Annotated in this window: 16 protein-coding genes; all 16 read left to right on the top strand. The window is 28.5% G+C overall.

What is annotated here, in order from left to right; genetic code table 11:
* The first annotated feature begins 92 nt into the window (after positions 1–92).
* The 16 genes from PTZ02_RS10090 to PTZ02_RS10015 all read left to right on the top strand — a co-directional run bounded on the left by PTZ02_RS10090 (position 93) and on the right by PTZ02_RS10015 (position 16,960).
* Positions 93–914, top strand: a complete 822-nt coding sequence (locus tag PTZ02_RS10090) for a flagellin N-terminal helical domain-containing protein (protein WP_274227654.1) — start codon at positions 93–95, stop codon at positions 912–914.
* A 136-nt stretch (positions 915–1,050) separates the two neighbouring features.
* Complete coding sequence (locus tag PTZ02_RS10085) at positions 1,051–2,925, top strand: motility associated factor glycosyltransferase family protein (RefSeq protein ID WP_274227653.1); 1,875 nt, start codon at positions 1,051–1,053, stop codon at positions 2,923–2,925.
* Entirely contained in the window at positions 2,918–3,268 is a 351-nt protein-coding gene (locus PTZ02_RS10080) for a hypothetical protein (protein ID WP_274227652.1), read from the top strand. Before PTZ02_RS10085 ends, PTZ02_RS10080 begins: the two co-directional genes overlap by 8 nt.
* A gap of 60 nt (positions 3,269–3,328) precedes the next feature.
* Positions 3,329–4,921 carry a glycosyltransferase family protein gene (locus PTZ02_RS10075; protein ID WP_274227651.1) on the top strand — a complete coding sequence of 531 codons (1,593 nt, stop codon included), beginning with the start codon at positions 3,329–3,331 and terminating at the stop codon, positions 4,919–4,921.
* Positions 4,922–5,098: 177 nt separating this feature from the next.
* A complete protein-coding gene (locus PTZ02_RS10070; RefSeq protein ID WP_274228090.1) occupies positions 5,099–5,467 on the top strand; it encodes a DUF2920 family protein in 369 nt (122 codons plus the stop codon).
* Positions 5,468–6,036: 569 nt separating this feature from the next.
* Entirely contained in the window at positions 6,037–7,272 is a 1,236-nt protein-coding gene (locus tag PTZ02_RS10065; RefSeq protein WP_274228089.1) for a motility associated factor glycosyltransferase family protein, read from the top strand.
* Positions 7,273–7,319: 47 nt separating this feature from the next.
* Positions 7,320–8,300: an NAD-dependent 4,6-dehydratase LegB gene (locus PTZ02_RS10060; RefSeq protein ID WP_274227650.1), complete on the top strand. Its 981-nt coding sequence runs from the start codon at positions 7,320–7,322 to the stop codon at positions 8,298–8,300.
* A gap of 12 nt (positions 8,301–8,312) precedes the next feature.
* The gene (locus PTZ02_RS10055) at positions 8,313–9,473 is read left to right on the top strand and encodes a LegC family aminotransferase (RefSeq protein WP_274227649.1); all 1,161 of its coding nucleotides are present in this window, start codon (positions 8,313–8,315) and stop codon (positions 9,471–9,473) included.
* Positions 9,474–9,476: 3 nt separating this feature from the next.
* Positions 9,477–10,514: a nucleotidyltransferase family protein gene (locus PTZ02_RS10050; protein ID WP_274227648.1), complete on the top strand. Its 1,038-nt coding sequence runs from the start codon at positions 9,477–9,479 to the stop codon at positions 10,512–10,514.
* Positions 10,514–11,158 carry an acetyltransferase gene (locus PTZ02_RS10045; RefSeq protein ID WP_337992987.1) on the top strand — a complete coding sequence of 215 codons (645 nt, stop codon included), beginning with the start codon at positions 10,514–10,516 and terminating at the stop codon, positions 11,156–11,158. Before PTZ02_RS10050 ends, PTZ02_RS10045 begins: the two co-directional genes overlap by 1 nt.
* A complete protein-coding gene (gene neuB, locus PTZ02_RS10040) occupies positions 11,151–12,149 on the top strand; it encodes an N-acetylneuraminate synthase (protein WP_274227647.1) in 999 nt (332 codons plus the stop codon). The genes PTZ02_RS10045 and neuB overlap by 8 nt, the downstream gene beginning before the upstream one ends.
* Entirely contained in the window at positions 12,149–13,324 is a 1,176-nt protein-coding gene (gene neuC, locus PTZ02_RS10035; RefSeq protein ID WP_274227646.1) for a UDP-N-acetylglucosamine 2-epimerase, read from the top strand. The genes neuB and neuC overlap by 1 nt, the downstream gene beginning before the upstream one ends.
* A gap of 50 nt (positions 13,325–13,374) precedes the next feature.
* Positions 13,375–14,358 (top strand): Gfo/Idh/MocA family protein, encoded by a 984-nt coding sequence (locus PTZ02_RS10030; RefSeq protein WP_274227645.1) that lies wholly within the window; start codon positions 13,375–13,377, stop codon positions 14,356–14,358.
* Positions 14,359–14,360: 2 nt separating this feature from the next.
* The gene (locus PTZ02_RS10025; RefSeq protein WP_274227644.1) at positions 14,361–15,311 is read left to right on the top strand and encodes a Gfo/Idh/MocA family oxidoreductase; all 951 of its coding nucleotides are present in this window, start codon (positions 14,361–14,363) and stop codon (positions 15,309–15,311) included.
* The gene (locus PTZ02_RS10020) at positions 15,283–16,044 is read left to right on the top strand and encodes an acylneuraminate cytidylyltransferase family protein (protein ID WP_274227643.1); all 762 of its coding nucleotides are present in this window, start codon (positions 15,283–15,285) and stop codon (positions 16,042–16,044) included. Before PTZ02_RS10025 ends, PTZ02_RS10020 begins: the two co-directional genes overlap by 29 nt.
* 55 nt (positions 16,045–16,099) lie before the next feature.
* Positions 16,100–16,960 (top strand): flagellin, encoded by an 861-nt coding sequence (locus tag PTZ02_RS10015; RefSeq protein ID WP_274227642.1) that lies wholly within the window; start codon positions 16,100–16,102, stop codon positions 16,958–16,960.
* Positions 16,961–17,283: the final 323 nt, after the last annotated feature.

Here is a 17,283-nt window from a genome sequence, read left to right as displayed (position 1 = left end):
TTAAAATAAGACGAAATATTAAGTACAAGGTTAAAAAACCTAAAAAATATGACAGGGATGTCAAAAAAACATAATTCAAGGAGGAATTTAAAATGATAATTAATCACAATCTTAATGCAATGAATGCACACAGACAAATGACTAACAACATAGGTGCTGCTGGAAAAGCAATGGAAAAGTTAAGCTCAGGTTTAAGAATAAACAGAGCTGGAGATGATGCAGCTGGACTAGCAATCTCTGAAAAAATGAGAGGACAAATCAGAGGATTAGATCAAGGATCAAGAAATGCTCAAGATGGTATTTCATTAATCCAAACAGCAGAAGGTGCTTTAAATGAAACTCACTCAATTCTTCAAAGAATGAGAGAATTAGCTGTACAAGCAGGTACTGATACTAATACTACAGTTGATAGAGCTGCTCTACAAAAAGAATTCTCACAATTGCAAACTGAAGTAACAAGAATAGCAAACCAAACAGAATTCAATACTAAGAAGTTAATAGCTGCTTCTGGATCATTTACATTCCAAGTTGGTGCTAACCAATCTCAAGTTATTTCAATAACTATTAATAATATGACTGCATCTGGATTATCAGTAGCTACAGCTGATGCACAAATTGATGGTTCATCAATTACTAATGCTCAAGCAGCAATCACAACTGTTGATAGTGCTATAACTTTAGTTTCAACTGAAAGAGCTAACCTAGGATCAGTTCAAAACAGATTAGAGCACACAATAAACAACTTAAACACTGCAAGTGAAAACTTACAAGCGTCAGAATCAAGAATCAGAGACGTAGATATGGCAAAAGAAATGATGAATTACTCAAAGAACAACATACTACAACAAGCTGCTCAAGCTATGCTTGCTCAAGCAAACCAAACTCCACAAGGAGTACTTCAATTATTAAGATAGTACATTATAAAAGACCAGTTTTCTGGTCTTTTATTTTTTTTGCTCATTATTAATTAAGTTTTAGATAAAGATAGTCTTAAATTCTACGATAACTAAACTAGATAAACTATACATAAAGTGAATAGGAGGAATCGATTTGTTTCAGAAAAATTTAGACATCTTAAAAAGGCTTGGATATGATGAAACATATGTTGATGGGAACGAGTTTGAAGTGGAAAAGACAAAGGACGGTCTTGAAGCAATAAAAATTAAAAATGAGAAAAAAGCAATATATAGCAATAGTTTATATAATACTCACAGAGAAGTACAAATGTTACTAGAAAGTTTAGATTTTGATAGAGATAACTTATTTATAGTATATGGATTAGGAATGGGATATCATATAAGAGAAATATTTGATAAAATGACAAAGTTTAGTTACATCTTTGTAATAGAGAGCAATAAGGATATACTAACTACCTATATGAGAAACTGTGATTTTTCAGAATTAATAAATAAGAATACACTATTTTTCTTTGGGAGTGAAGAAGAGATAATAAATAAGATATACACAATTATGGGACATATAAATACTTTAGGAGCAGCTGTAAATTCAGTTGAAGTAATTCCAGCAGCATATAAACAAATATATGGTTTAAATTCTATTTATGATATGAATTCTAATATAATTGAATCCATAAAACACTCTTTGTTTTTAGTAGGAAATGATATTCAGGATAGTATTGATGGATTTGAAAATTATATAAAGAATATTAAAGATTTAATAAAAAGTCCTAAATTGAATTCATTAAAAGATAAGTATATAGATAAACCTGCTATAATTGTAAGTGCAGGACCATCATTAGATAAAAATATACATCTTTTAAAAGAAGCCCAAGGGAAAGCGTTGATTCTTGCAACAGATGCAGTAATTAGTTCATTAGAAAAATACAACGTGATTCCAGATGCAGTTTTTTCAGTAGAGAGGGTGCTTAAGACATATGAGGCTTTTTATAAGGATAAACAACTTAATGAGAAAACTGTTTTTGTAGGACCTTCAGTTATAAGACCAGAAATATTAGAAACATTAGTAAATAATAAGAAAATATTATTTTTAAAGCAAGGTGAAGGTCAAAGTGGATGGATAAATGCGAATATACTGAAGGAAGATAGATTGTTGACCACTGGTGCTTCATGTGCACATACAGCCTTATCATTTGCAAAGTACTTAGGTGCTGATCCAATAATATTTGTTGGGCAAGATCTTGCGTTTACACAAGAGGGAATAACTCATAGCAAGGATGTTGAAATAAAGCAAAAGGCCTCAATAGAAGCTAATAAACTTTGGGTTAAAGGAATAAATGGCGAAAAGCTTCCAACTAATTTAGCATTTAAGAATTTCTTGCTTTGGTTTGAAACTGAAATTGCTAAGGATAAAAGTGAAAGAAAGTATATTGATGCAACAGAGGGAGGAGCATATAAAAAAGGAACAATTATAATGAAGTTCAAAGAAGTTCTAGAAAAGTATTGTAACGAAGAAATTGTGAATTTGTATGAAATAGTTCCTAATGAGTCTGAGCTTGATGAACAATATATTAATACTGTATATATATTAGCTGAATTAAAAAGAGAAATAATATCTTTAATGAGAAAATGTAAGAAACAGAATAGAAGATTAAGCAGATACTTGAAAAGTAATGCAGGAAAAGATAATATTGATAGCATAGATAAAGGAATAAATTTATTGAAGCTTAATTTTAAGGTAGAACGAGCTGTATTTGATAATAAATTATTTCTCGGTTTGTTTCAATCTGTAATAACTGCTGCAGTTATTGCTGTAAGAAAATTGGGAACTGTAATAACTGATGACATAGTTAGAGAAAACATGGCAATACAAATAAGATTAAATAAAAACATATTATTGGGTTGTAAAGTTATGTTGAGATTAGTTTCAAAATTGAATAAGTCAATAATAGAAGATGAAGAGTATAAAGAATTAATACATACTATAGGGGGAAGAGAACATGAATAATGCAAATATAGAAGTTTTAAATACAGCTAAAGAATACATTATTCCATTAACAAGAGGAATTGAACAGGCAGTTAATCATTTTCATACTGGTGATGAAAGAAATGGAGCTAATTTAATCATTCAAATAGCGGATGGAATTGAATGGTTAGTTAATGCACTAATGATATCAAGAGATTTGATAGATTCAGAGAAAAATGTTAGTGAATTAAATGATAAGTTAAGAGAAATAGTAGAAGCTTTTGAAAATGAAGATTATATACTGATAAGTGATTTACTAGAATATGAAGTTAAGCCAGTACTTTCAGATATACAAAGTAACTTACAGGGGATACTTAAATCATAGAATATGCTAATTATATATTAATGAATCAGGTAATGATTTTTGTATGAAGGAATGATATAAGTGGCAGACAATATTATTATAGAAAAAGCAAAAGATGGTAACTGGACTTGTAAGGTGAAAATTGATGACAAGTGGAAGTACATATATTCAAAATATAATCCAATAAAAAAAATTGAAAATATAGCATCTGATGAAAATTATATAGTTCTTGGAATTGGATTAGGTTATGAATTGAAACAGATTATCCAGAATACTAAAGGAAACATATACGTTATAGATAAGAATGAAAATTTTTATAATATAATACAAGAACATAATGACTTAAATATAGAGTATGAAGATAGAGTAGTATTTTTATTTGGAGAAGCCTATAAAGATATATATTTTAAAATGGATGATAAGAATTTAATATATGATAATAAGAACATAACAGAGGTGGATAGCAAATTTTATTATGATGTATTAAAGTATTTATCAACGAGAGAGAAAAAGAAGAGTAAACTAAAAGTTGCATTTTATGAAGCAACCACTGTTGCAGATGATTGCATGGATGCGCTAAGAAATATAGGATATGATGTTGTTAAGATGTATTTTTCAACAAAACATAAAATGCTTCAAGACATAATGGATGAAATGCCAGATTTTATTTTTACAATAAACCCTAGTGATAAGGTTTCAGAAATTTCAAGAATTTTATCTATACCATATATATCATGGGTAGTAGATAGTCCGGCATATTCCTTATATAGTGACTTTCTAAAAAATAAAAGTATATTTGCATTTGTATATGACTGTGATATGGCATTAGAGCTTAATAGTATGGGACTTAGGAATATTGCATATATGCCAGTTGCAGCTAATGTTAGTAGATTAGATAATGTTCATTTAAGTTCCCAAGATGTTGATAAATATAACTGTGATATAAGCTTTCTAGGTACAGTTGGAATGGATAATGAATTTAATAAATTCCTATATGAATTCTTAAGTAAAGAGACTATTTCAGAAATAAATGAAATATTTAATAAACAACACCTAAATCTAAACAAATATTTAATTAAAGATATAGTCACAGATAAGCTAGTAACAAAGATACTTGAGGAAACAGGATACAAGACAAGTGATGAAACATTTCTAGATAGTAAAACAAAGATAGCCTACTTTTTAGCAAAAAAGTATAATGAGATTCAAAGAATTGATATGGTTCATAAACTTTCAAATGAATTTAATATGCATGTTTATGGTGATGAGAATTGGGGTAAACTTAATCTGAGCAATGTTAAATATAAAGGATATGCAGAGCACTTTAATGAGATGCCAAAGGTTTTTAAATGTTCAAAGATTAATATTAATTTTACAAGGATTTATGTTGATTCAGGTTTGCCAATGAGAGTATTTGACATACTAGGGAGTAAGGGATTTTTAGTCACAAATCATAAAGCTGATATAGATAAATATTTTAAAGATGGTGAAGATTTAGTTAAGTATAGAGATACTAAGGATTTGATAGAAATCAGTCAATACTACCTAAATAATGAACAAGAAAGACAAAAGATAATGATAAGTGGGTATGAGAAAGTAAAGGAATATCACACATATGAAGTAAGACTAAAAAAAATGATGAAATGCATTAAAGAATATTTTTCTATAATTTAGGTATTATTAGGTACTTAGGATATTTTATCCTAAGTTTTCTTTTTTATTAGACGATAATAAATGTAAGATGTAATTTTGCTTATAATAATATAAAGAGAATATAAATGTGGTAGAATTAATAATAGATTAAAAGGAGAAAAGGAGAAGGTTAATATGGCATACTAGGAAAAGTTTACAATAAATGCACCAAGTGATTCAGAGGTAAATATAAAAATTAGAAATGAGTTAGAGTACTTTATAACTTTTCCGTCTAATTTCAGTGAAAATAATAAGTATGGCGTGGTATTTTGTATAACAGGTTATGGAGATAACGCGGATTCGGAATATCAATTTAAAAAATTACATCCATATATATATGAAGAATATAATATGCTCATTGTAGGAGTAAGATATCATAACGACTTGAGAGTAAAACAAACCATGAAGGTAAATAAAGTAGTCTTAAGCTTGTTTTACAATATTGATATTAATCAATTGAATGCAATTAAAGACTATAATGAAATGATAGAATTTTTACATAATTTCCTAATAGCAAATAAGATATAAAAAATAGACAAAGATCTGGCATTTTTGCAAGAAGCATATGATGGATATTCTTATTTTGGATTTATGCCGGCAATTGATCATTTAAACGTACTATTTGAAATAATCAAAAATTATAATATAGATAAACAAAAAATAATTGCATTTGGAAGATCATAAGGTTAAGCCTCAAACTATGTATTGTTGTTATCATTTAGCAAACGATACACTTATCCTATATATTATAAAGATACCGCTTGTGCTATATTAGAGAAATATAACATTGTTTATTACAAAAGGATGGAATAACAGGATACCTATGGAAATTATTTGAAAACCTAAACCATGGGATGAATGCCTCATTAAGTAAATTATTAGATTTTTCTATAAACAAATACTTAGAATCAAATATAGTAAAAGATAATGTAACAGACTTTGATTTAGGTATAAATTATGGATTTCCATGTTTAGATAAAGTTTATAATTTTAATTTTAGTAGAAATGGTCTTGAAACTTATATACAGAATCTGATATAAGAATTGAAAGAGTATTAAAAATTATATTTTTAATAAGAAAGGTTTACGTTGGACGAAATGAAGAGAAATATAGATATTATAAACATAAGAGAAGGAATATATACCTTATCAATTAATAATGTACTTTTACATAGCAAATATAATCCTATAAAAGAAGCTGAAAAATTCATAGAGAGCAATATAGACAAAATAAGAAATATAAAGAATATTGTAGTTTATGGAATTGGATTAGGTTATCACTTAAAAGCCATGCTTAATATAATTAATGAAGATTGTAATATATTTGCATTTGATGCAGATATGGAAGTAATAAAAAAAAGCAATGAATTAAAGATGTTGGATGAGTTAAAGAATGATAAAAGAGTACATTTGTTTTGTGGGTTTAGTAAAGAATTTTTGATAAATCTTTCTGAAAAAATGAATTTGGTAGAAGATATTATTATCTATAAACCGTCTGTGAGAACTTTATCACCAGAATATGAGAACTTAATAATTATATTAAATTCTTATGAAATATCTAAAATCGGTATAATGAGATATGGTGAAAAACTAAAGGAAAACTATAATAATAATTTATTAGAAAATTATCATAATTTTAAAGAATTTTTGGATACTAAACAGTTTAATGATAAACCAATTGTTATTGCAGCAGGAGGACCTTCCTTAGAAGAGGTATTAGTAGATTTAAAGACAAACAGAGATAAGTTTTATGTTTTTTCTTTGGGTCGTACAATTGATATTTTAATGAAAAATGGAATAAAGCCAGATATAATGTCAATTATTGATCCAGATGATATAGTTTATGACCAAATTAAAGATTATATAAATTTAGATATTCCATTATGTTTTTTAAGCACAGCATGCAATAAAGCTGTAAAAAATTATATGGGACCTAAATATATGTTCTTTAACGATAAGGATGATAGTAATAGAGATGGTATTATAGTTCGTACAGGAAAATCAGTTGCTGTTGCTACCTTAGATATTGCAATAAAATCAGGAGTGAAAAAAGTAATTTTAGCTGGGCAAGATTTAGCATACATAAACAATAAATCTCACGCAGGTGACAATGAGGAAGATAAAGATAATTCATTTGTAGAAGGGATAAAGAAAGTACTTGGTATAAATGGAGAGATGTTATCAACCACATCTGTACTTTTAGGATTTAAGAGAAATATTGAAGTGCTAATTGATGAAAATCCTAAAATACAATTTATCAATTGTAGCAAAGGTGCAAAGATTAAGGGAACCATAGAGAAAGAATTTAAAGAAATAGTAATTGAATTAAGTTAAAATACAGATAATATAATAATATTTTTAATTTAACGGGGAGAGATAAAATGAAAAAAGTATTGATAACTGGAGCAGATGGGTTTATAGGGAGTCATCTTACAGAAATGCTATTAGAACAGGGATATGATGTTAAAGCTTTTGCATACTATAATTCGTTCAATAACTGGGGATGGTTAGATACATTACCTAAGAATAAACTGGATCAGATAGAGGTTTTCACTGGTGATATTAGAGATCCTAATGGGGTGAGAGAAGCAATGAAAGGGGTAGAGGAAGTATTTCATCTAGCAGCTCTTATTGCTATACCATTTAGCTATCATTCACCTGATTCTTATGTAGATACTAATATTAAAGGTACATTAAATATACTACAGGCAGCAAAAGATTTAGAAGTTGATAGAGTATTAGTTACTTCAACATCAGAAGTATATGGTACTGCACAGTATGTACCGATAGATGAGAAACATCCATTTCAAGGGCAATCGCCTTATTCTGCAACTAAAATAGGTGCTGACAGAATTGCGGAATCTTTCTATAGAAGCTTTAATATGCCGATAACAATAGTTAGACCATTTAATACATATGGACCAAGGCAATCTGCTAGAGCTGTAATTCCAACTATAATTACACAACTACTTGCTGGTAAAAAGGAAATAAAATTAGGTTCTTTGCATCCAACAAGAGATTTTAATTTTGTTAAGGATACAGCAAATGGGTTTATAGAGATTTCAAAATCAGAAAAAACCATAGGGGAAGAAATTAATATTGCTACTCAACAAGAGATATCTGTGGGAGAATTAGCCCAAGAATTAATCAATCAAATAAATCCTAATGCTAAAATCATTTGTGATGATCAAAGACTAAGGCCTGAAAAGAGTGAAGTTGAAAGATTGTTAGGATCAAATGAAAAAATAAAATCACTAACAAACTGGAAGCCACAATATGCCTTTAGAGAAGGAATTGCTGAAACTATAGAATGGTTTAAAAATAATTTAGATAAATATAAGACTGATATTTACAACATATAAGGAAGTGTTTTTATGGAAAAGTTTATACCATTATCTGTTCCAAATTTAAAAGGAAACGAATTAAATTATGTAACGAGTGCTGTTTCGGATGAGTGGGTTTCTACTGGTGGAGAATACATAAATAGATTTGAAAAAGATATAGCAGATTATTTAAAGGTTAGTGAAGCTGTAGCCTGTCAAAGTGGGACAGCAGCTTTACATCTGTCATTAATATTATCAGGTATAAAAGCCGGTGATGAAGTAATAACTCCGACATTAACATTTATAGCAGCAGTTAATCCAATAAGATATATGGGGGCAGAGCCGGTATTTATGGATTGTGATGATAGCTTAACAATTGACACATTAAAACTTAAGGAGTTTTGTGAAGAAAAGTGTGATTTTGTTGATGGGAAGTTAATAAACAAAGCTTCAAAAAAGCATATTAAAGCTATCATAGTTGTACATATTTTTGGAAATATGGCAGATATGGAAAGTATAATGGAAATAGCAGAGAAGTATAACATAAAGGTTATTGAAGATGCAACAGAAGCTTTAGGTTCATACTATCTTAAAGGAAAATATAAGGACAAATATGCAGGAACCATAGGTGATTTTGGAGCTTATTCGTTTAATGGAAATAAGATAATTACAACTGGTGGAGGGGGGATGCTTGTAAGCAATCTTGAAAATGGTTGTAAAAAAGCAAAATATCTCTCTACTCAAGCAAAGGATGATGAGCTTAATTACATTCATAATGAAGTAGGTTACAATTATAGAATGACAAATCTTCAAGCAGCGTTAGGAGTTGCTCAGTTGGAGAAAATTGAAGATTTTATTAAGATTAAGGAAGAAAATTATTTATTATATAAAAAGCTATTTAAGAATAACTCAAAAGTTAAACTTCTAAATTTTAGTGATGAAATAAGATCTAATAAATGGTTTTATTCTCTGTTCATAAATGAAGGAGATATTGGAAAAATCATTAGAGAACTTCAATCACATAAAATTCAAACCAGACCAATATGGGGATTAATCCATGAACAACAGCCATATATTAATAATTTTACATATAATATAGAGAAGGCTAAACATTACTCAGAGCATATTATAAATATTCCTTGTAGTACCAATTTAAATGCTGAAGATGTTAAACGAGTAGTTGAAATTATCAGTATTGTTATCGGAGGTTAAATAATGGTTTTACAAGAATTTTTAGTTGAAAAAGGTTCCACAATCAAGAATGCTATGAAGCAAATTGATAAAAATGCAAAAGGGCTTGTTTTTGTGGTTGAAGATAATAAGCTTTTAGGTACACTTACAGATGGTGATATAAGAAGATGGATTCTTAAGGATAAAAGCGTAGAAGATAATGTAGAAAAAGCAATGAATAAAAAGCCAAAATATATTTTAAATGATAAAATGTATAAAGCTAAGGAAATGCTTAAAAAGCTAAATATTGAAGCGTTACCTATAATAGACCAAGATAAAAATGTATTGGAAATAATTTTTGATGATGACAAAGTATATAACAGTAAGATTAATATTCCAGTAGTTATTATGGCAGGGGGTAAAGGGACTAGATTATATCCATATACAAAGATACTACCTAAACCTTTGATTCCCATTGGTGAGACCCCAATAATAGAAAGAATAATTAATAAGTTTAATTTTTTTGGCTGTGATGATTTTTATCTCACTCTAAATTATAAGAAAAATATGATAAAGACATATTTTAATGATTTAGAAAGAAATTATAAGGTCAACTATGTAGATGAAGATAGACCATTAGGTACAGGAGGAAGTTTATATCTACTAAAGAATACTTTAGATAAAACTTTCTTTGTTTCAAATTGTGACATCATATTAGATGAAAATTATGATAAAATACTGAAGTTTCATAAAGAACATAAATTTATGATAACCGTTGTTGCATCACTAAAACATATTATAATACCATATGGTGTAATGCAATTAGGTAAGGATGGAACTCTAGATAATACGGTGGAAAAGCCAGAATTAAGCTACTTGATTAATACAGGTATTTACATATTAGAACCAGAAGTGTTTAAATATATTCCAGATGATACTTGTATAGACTTACCAACTGTAATTGAAATATGCAAAAATGATGGTAATAAAGTTGGGGTATATCCAGTAAGTGAAAATTCATGGATGGATATGGGACAAATAGAAGAAATGGATGAGATGATAAAAAGATTAGGTGAAGAATAATGAAAAAAATATTGCTAATTGGGGGAGGAGGACATTGTAAAAGTGTTCTTGACACTCTGCTGGAATTAGATGAATATCATGAAATTGGAATAATAGATCATAAGAGTAAGATGGGACATAATATATTAAATGTTAAATATTTAGGTGATGATGATGATTTATTAAATTATTATAATGGTGGGTATGAGTATGCATTTGTTACAATAGGTAGCATTGGAAATCCAGAAGTAAGGATAAAAATTTTTGAGAAGATTAAGAAAATAGGATTTAAAGTACCTAATATTATTGACAAAAGTGCAATTACATCTAGATTTATGGTTTTGGGACAAGGAAATTATATAGGAAAAAAAGTGGTTGTCAACGCTGATACTAAAATAGGAAATTGTTGTATTATTAATACGGCATCAGTTATAGAACATGATTGTGATATTGGTGACTTTGTACATTTAGCGCCAGGAAGTATTGTATGTGGTGGAGTAAAAATAGGTAACAATACTCATATAGGAGCAAATTCGACAATAATTCAATATAAAACAATAGGAGAGAATGTTTTAATAGGAGCAGGAAGTGTTATCGTTAAGGATATTACTTCTGAAATTAAAATATTCGGAAATCCTGCAAGAGAGAGGAATTCAAATGAATAAGGTATTTATTATTGCAGAAGCTGGAGTTAATCATAATGGCAATATCAAATTAGCTAAAAAACTTATAGATGTTGCAGTTGAGGCTGGAGTTGATGCAGTTAAGTTTCAAAGCTTTAAAGCTGAAAATCTAGTGACTAAATATGCATCTAAAGCAGAATATCAAAGAAATACAACTAATAATAATGAATCTCAGTATGATATGCTTAAGAAGTTAGAGTTAAGTTATGACGACCACTTGGAATTAATAGATTATTGCAATGAGAAAGGAATCATGTTTCTTTCGTCTCCTTTTGATATGGAAAGCATAGATTACCTTGAAAAGATGGGGATTAATATATTAAAAATTCCTTCAGGAGAAATACAAAATGTTCCTTACCTAAAGAGAGTAGGACGAACAAATAAAAGAATAATACTATCCACAGGCATGGCAACTTTATCAGATATAGAATTTGCACTTGCAATCTTAAAAGAAAATGGTTCGAAGGATATTACAATTTTACATTGTAATACAGAATATCCCACTCCAATGAAAGATGTTAATTTAAATGCTATGAATACAATAAAAGAAGCATTTAAGGTTAATGTTGGATATTCAGACCATACCTTAGGAATTGAAATACCAATTGCAGCAGTTGCTATGGGTGCTACAGTTATAGAAAAACATTTTACTTTAGATAAAACAATGGAAGGACCAGACCATAAAGCAAGTTTAGAACCAGAAGAATTAAAGGCTATGGTTAATGCTATTAGAAATATTGAATTAGCATTGGGAAATGGAATTAAGGTACCTTCTGAATCAGAAATTAAAAATAAAGAAATCGCAAGGAAAAGTATTGTAACATCAAAGAAAATAAATAAAGGTGAAATTCTTACAGAAGAAAATCTAACCATAAAGAGGCCAGGAAGTGGTATCTCTCCAACAATGTGGAATGAAGTTATTGGAAAAGTAGCAAAGAAAAATTATGAAGAAGATGAGATGATTGAGTTATAATGAAAAAAATATGTGTATTTACTGGAACAAGAGCTGAATATGGATTATTAAAACCATTAATAAGAAAAATTAAAGAAGATGATGAGTTAACTTTGCAGTTAATTGTATCTGGATCACATCTCTCCCCAGAATTTGGGATGACAATTAATGAAATAAAGAATGATGGATTTGAAATAAATGAAAAAATTGAGATGATTTTAAGCTCAGATTCTTCAGTAGGAATTATTAAATCAATGGGGGTAGGTCTTATAGGATATGCTGATGCACTTGAAAGACTAAAACCAGACTTAATTATTATTCTTGGAGATAGGTATGAAGCATTAGCAATTGCTACTTCAGCAATGATCGCAAGAATTCCAATTGCACATATACATGGTGGAGAGATAACTGAAGGTGCATATGATGATTCAATAAGACATGCAATAACTAAAATGAGCTATATTCATTTCTCTTCAACTAATGAATATAGAAATAGGATAATTCAAATGGGTGAGGAACCTGAAAGGGTTTATAATGTTGGAGCAATTGGACTTGACAGTATTTTCTCATTAGATTTATTGAAAAGAGAAGAATTGATAGAACATATTAGTTTTGACATACAAGATAAATATTTTCTTGTTACATATCATCCAACAACTTTAGAAGAAAGAAGTTCAGAAGAACAATTTCACAATTTGTTAAAGGCATTAGATATGTTTAAGGAATATAAAGTTGTATTTACTAAGGCCAATGCAGATACTGATGGAAGAATTATAAATGAAATGATAGATGAATATGTAGCTAAAAATAAACAGAGATGTGTTCAATTTACTTCCATGGGGCAGTTAAGATATTTAAGTGCTATGAAATATTGTACTTTGGTTATTGGTAACTCATCTAGTGGAATATTAGAAGCACCTTCATTTAATGTTCCAACGGTTAATATAGGAAATAGACAAAAGGGAAGAATTGCAGCAGAAAGTGTATTTGACTGTAATGTAGAATATGAGGATATAGTAAATACTATAAATAATTCACTAGAATTTAAAAGTGAAAATAATAAAATTATAAATCCATATTATAATGGTAATACAACAGATAAGATATTATCCATTATAAAGAACTATGTATTAAATAATAAAATAGAAAATATGAAGAAGTTTTTTGATTTAGATGTTAATAGAGCTTCAAAATAGAAGATTTATGTTAATATGATTAATTAATTGAATAGGTTAGGAGATACAAAATGAAGTTTTTAGTTATTGGACTTGGTTCTATGGGAAAAAGACGAATTAGAATACTAAAAAAGAATCATCCCCAGGTAGAGATAATTGGTGTAGATTTAAGCAAAGAAAGATGCGATGATGTTCATAATAATTTAGATTTGAAGTGTTATCATAGTCTAAATGAAGCGATAAACATAGAAAAACCTAATGCAGCTATAGTTTGCACATCTCCTATTACACATTCTTCAATAATTTTAGAATGTCTTGAAAATAACTTGCATGTCTTTACTGAGATAAACTTAGTATCTGATAATTATGAAGTAATAATTGAGAAAGCAAAAAAGAACAACTTAAAGTTATTACTTTCTTCAACATTTTTATATAGAAATGAAATTAAATACATAGGTAATCAGGTGAAAAATCAAAATGAAAAAGTTTCTTATAGATATCATATAGGGCAATATCTTCCAGATTGGCATCCGTGGGAAAGTTATAAGAACTTCTTTGTAGGTGACAAAAGGACAAATGGTTGTAGAGAAATTTTTGCAATTGAATTACCGTGGATTATAAAGACTTTTGGTAAAGTAGTAAATATAAATGTTTATAAAAATAACATTACAAATCTAGATATAGGCTATTATGATAACTATTCAGTTCTATTGGAACATGAGAATGGTAACATAGGAACATTAAATGTTGATGTAGCTTGTAGAAAAGCAGTAAGAAATTTAGAAATATATAATGAAGAACTTTATATTGAATGGAACGGAACACCAGAATCACTTCAATCATTTAATAATATGAAAAAAAATATGGAGCATGTGGATACATATAGCTCTATAAAGAGAGAAGCAGGATATGCATCAAACATTATTGAAAATGCTTATGAAAGTGAAATTGAGGAATTCATTAAGTATATTACCGGTGAAGTTCCTAAAACAACATATAGTTTTGAAGAAGACTACGATATTATAAAGTTAATCAATAAAATTGAAGGTGTATAGAAATGAAAATTTTATTTATAGGATTAGGTTCAATAGGGAAAAGACATTTAATGAATACAAAAAGTTTACTAGATGAAAGAGGAATTCATCATGAAATTCATTGCATAAAATCATCTAAGAAAGTATATGATGAAGGAATTGATAAAGTATTCTTTTCCTATGAAGATATAGATGATTTTTATGATTGTATTTTTATAACTAACCCTACTAATCTACATTATGATACTTTAAGGAAGGTTATAAATATAGGGGAAAATATATTTTTAGAGAAACCAGTATTTGATGATTATAAATATGATATTTCATTTATTAATAAAGATAATATGGATAAGATATATGTCGCAGCTCCATTGCGTTATACTCAAGTTTATATGAAGATAAAGGAGCTACTTAAATCAGAAAAGATTCATAGTGTTAGATCAATATGCTCAACATACCTTCCAGAGTGGCGAAAAGATTGTGATTATAGAGATATCTATAGTGCACACAAAAATAGAGGCGGAGGTGTATCAATCGACTGCATACATGAATGGGATTATATATGTGATTTAGTGGGTTATCCTGAAAAAATACATAATTTCCAAGATAAGATTTCTAACTTAGAAGTTAATTGTGAAGATATTTCAATTTATATTGCTAGAACCAATAATATATTTATTGAATTACATTTGGATTATTTCGGAAAAAAGTGGAGAAGAGAAGTAGAAGTAATCACTGAAAGTGGAATGATTAAAGGTGATTTTATAAATAAAACAGTATATAATTCTATAGATAATACAATGCAAAAATATGATTATGATAATAACTATATTTATGAAGAGGAGATAAAGTATTTTTTCGATATAGTATGTAACGGAATGGGTAATGAAAATAACATATATAAAGGACTAAAAGTGTTGAGATTGATTAAGGAGTCAGAAGAAAATGAAGATTTTAATAACAATTTGTGGTAGAGCAGGTTCAAAGGGTGTTAAAAATAAAAATATAAGAGAATTTTTAGGTTATCCTTTAGTATATTATACAATGGCAATTGCAAATAAGTTTAAAGAAAGCTGTAATCACACTGATATCGATATAGCAGTAAATAGCGATAGTAAAGAACTTATAGAATTAGCTGGAAAATTTAAAAATATAAATATAGTAGAAAGACCTAATGAATTAGGTAAGGATGATACTCCTAAAATTCATGTAATTAAACATACTGTCGATATGATAGAAAATAATAAACAAGTTAAATATGACTATGTACTAGATTTAGATATTACTTCGCCTATTAGAACAGTAGAGGATTTGCAGAATTCTATTAATGAAATGGTTAAAAATAAGCACTTAGATGTAGTTTTCTCTGTAACTCATTCTAGAAGGAATCCATATTTCAATATGGTTGAAGTTATAAATGGAAAAGTAAAAAAGGTAAAAGAAGCAAATTACGTTACAAGACAACAAGCACCTGCTGTTTATGATATGAATGCATCAATTTATTGTTATGACAGAAATAGTTTGGCAAAGAAGATTAAAAATAGTCCACTTGAAGGAGAGTGTGGAATATTCTTGATGAAGGATTGTGGAGTACTTGATATAGATTCAGAAGAAGATTTTAAATTAATGTCTTTAATAGCAAGTTCAGTTTATGAGAATGAGTTTAAAGAATTGAGAACACTAATAAAAAAATACTTATTCTTCTAAAGTTTTATGTAAATCACTCGATAAACTTGATAACTAAGTGTATTGGAGTGATGATATGAGATTAAACAGAAATATGATGTCTATTAACATATATGAGAATTACACGAAGCATTTAAGTGCGCAATCAAAAGAGATTAATAATATATCAACTGGATATAAGGTGAATTCAGCTAGAGATAATCCAAATGTGTTAGGGAAATCTGAAAGTTTAAGAATGCAAATCAGGGGAATCTCCATGGCACAAAAAAATCTGCAAGATGGCGTATCGATGATGCAAACATTTGATGGAGCTCTTGGAAATGTATCAGAGTCACTTACGAGAATAAAAGAACTTATGGTTCAAGGTGTTACTGATACTGTGAATGATGATGATAAGATTGCAATACAAAAAGAAATAGATCAGTTAAAAGCTCATATTAATTCCGTTGCTAAAGATACTGAATTTAATGGCAATAAATTAATAGGTGACGTAAGTGTAGATCATAATGGATATCCGAATTATATTAAGACTGTAGTTGGAGCCAATGTTGGTGAAACAGCAAAGATACCAACCTTTAATGTAAATACAAAGGTAATTGGAATTGAAGGATCATTTTATGTTGATGATATAGATGTAACAAGTACAAATCCAAATTATAAGAATATTAGTATAGTTGATTCAGCTATTTCAAGGGTGAATTCAATTAGAAGCAAATATGGAGCAATTGAAAATAAATTTGAATCATTAGGTGAGTCACTAAATACAATTACAGACTCAGCTGAAAAAGCAGATTCGAATCTTAGAGATGCGGATGTAGCAAATGAAATGATGGAATATTCAAAAGAAGGCTTATTAATTAATTCATCGTTATCGCTAATGGCACAAAGTAACAATATGCCTCAGGATGTTTTAAAGATTTTGGAAAGAATAAAATAGTTTGTTTAAAAGAGATTAATAACTTAAAGTTATTAATCTCTTTATTTGTTTAATGGAAAAAAGAATAAGACTGTGTTTAAGTTGTCAAGTTTGCATATATGATGGTGAACTTGGAATTTATATGTACATTTTTACGTATAAATCACGCAAAAGCACATAAATACGTATTAATAATTGGATTTCACAGGAATACTGCCTCGAACTCCCAGTATTTTTTTTATTCAAGGTGGTTTATTATTATCATGAAGATACGACACAGACCTCCACTGAAGTAGTTTTTTAAACTTAAAACTATTTTATTAACTGGGGGTTATTTTTATCTA

Source organism: Clostridium sp. 'White wine YQ' (assembly GCF_028728205.1).
Taxonomy (GTDB): Bacteria; Bacillota; Clostridia; order Clostridiales; family Clostridiaceae; genus Clostridium_T.
This window is presented reverse-complemented; position numbering and strand designations above follow the sequence as displayed.

Bases quoted from the DNA above. Each gene is read 5' to 3' on its own strand.
- PTZ02_RS10045 (WP_337992987.1), top strand. From the start codon at position 10,514: ATGAAAAAAATATTGCTAATTGGGGGAGGAGGACATTGTAAAAGTGTT.
- PTZ02_RS10065 (WP_274228089.1), top strand. From the start codon at position 6,037: ATGAAGAGAAATATAGATATTATAAACATAAGAGAAGGAATATATACC.
- PTZ02_RS10025 (WP_274227644.1), top strand. From the start codon at position 14,361: ATGAAAATTTTATTTATAGGATTAGGTTCAATAGGGAAAAGACATTTA.
- PTZ02_RS10055 (WP_274227649.1), top strand. From the start codon at position 8,313: ATGGAAAAGTTTATACCATTATCTGTTCCAAATTTAAAAGGAAACGAA.
- PTZ02_RS10060 (WP_274227650.1), top strand. From the start codon at position 7,320: ATGAAAAAAGTATTGATAACTGGAGCAGATGGGTTTATAGGGAGTCAT.
- PTZ02_RS10020 (WP_274227643.1), top strand. From the start codon at position 15,283: ATGAAGATTTTAATAACAATTTGTGGTAGAGCAGGTTCAAAGGGTGTT.
- neuB (WP_274227647.1), top strand. From the start codon at position 11,151: ATGAATAAGGTATTTATTATTGCAGAAGCTGGAGTTAATCATAATGGC.
- neuC (WP_274227646.1), top strand. From the start codon at position 12,149: ATGAAAAAAATATGTGTATTTACTGGAACAAGAGCTGAATATGGATTA.
- PTZ02_RS10090 (WP_274227654.1), top strand. From the start codon at position 93: ATGATAATTAATCACAATCTTAATGCAATGAATGCACACAGACAAATG.
- PTZ02_RS10015 (WP_274227642.1), top strand. From the start codon at position 16,100: ATGAGATTAAACAGAAATATGATGTCTATTAACATATATGAGAATTAC.
- PTZ02_RS10030 (WP_274227645.1), top strand. From the start codon at position 13,375: ATGAAGTTTTTAGTTATTGGACTTGGTTCTATGGGAAAAAGACGAATT.
- PTZ02_RS10080 (WP_274227652.1), top strand. From the start codon at position 2,918: ATGAATAATGCAAATATAGAAGTTTTAAATACAGCTAAAGAATACATT.
- PTZ02_RS10050 (WP_274227648.1), top strand. From the start codon at position 9,477: ATGGTTTTACAAGAATTTTTAGTTGAAAAAGGTTCCACAATCAAGAAT.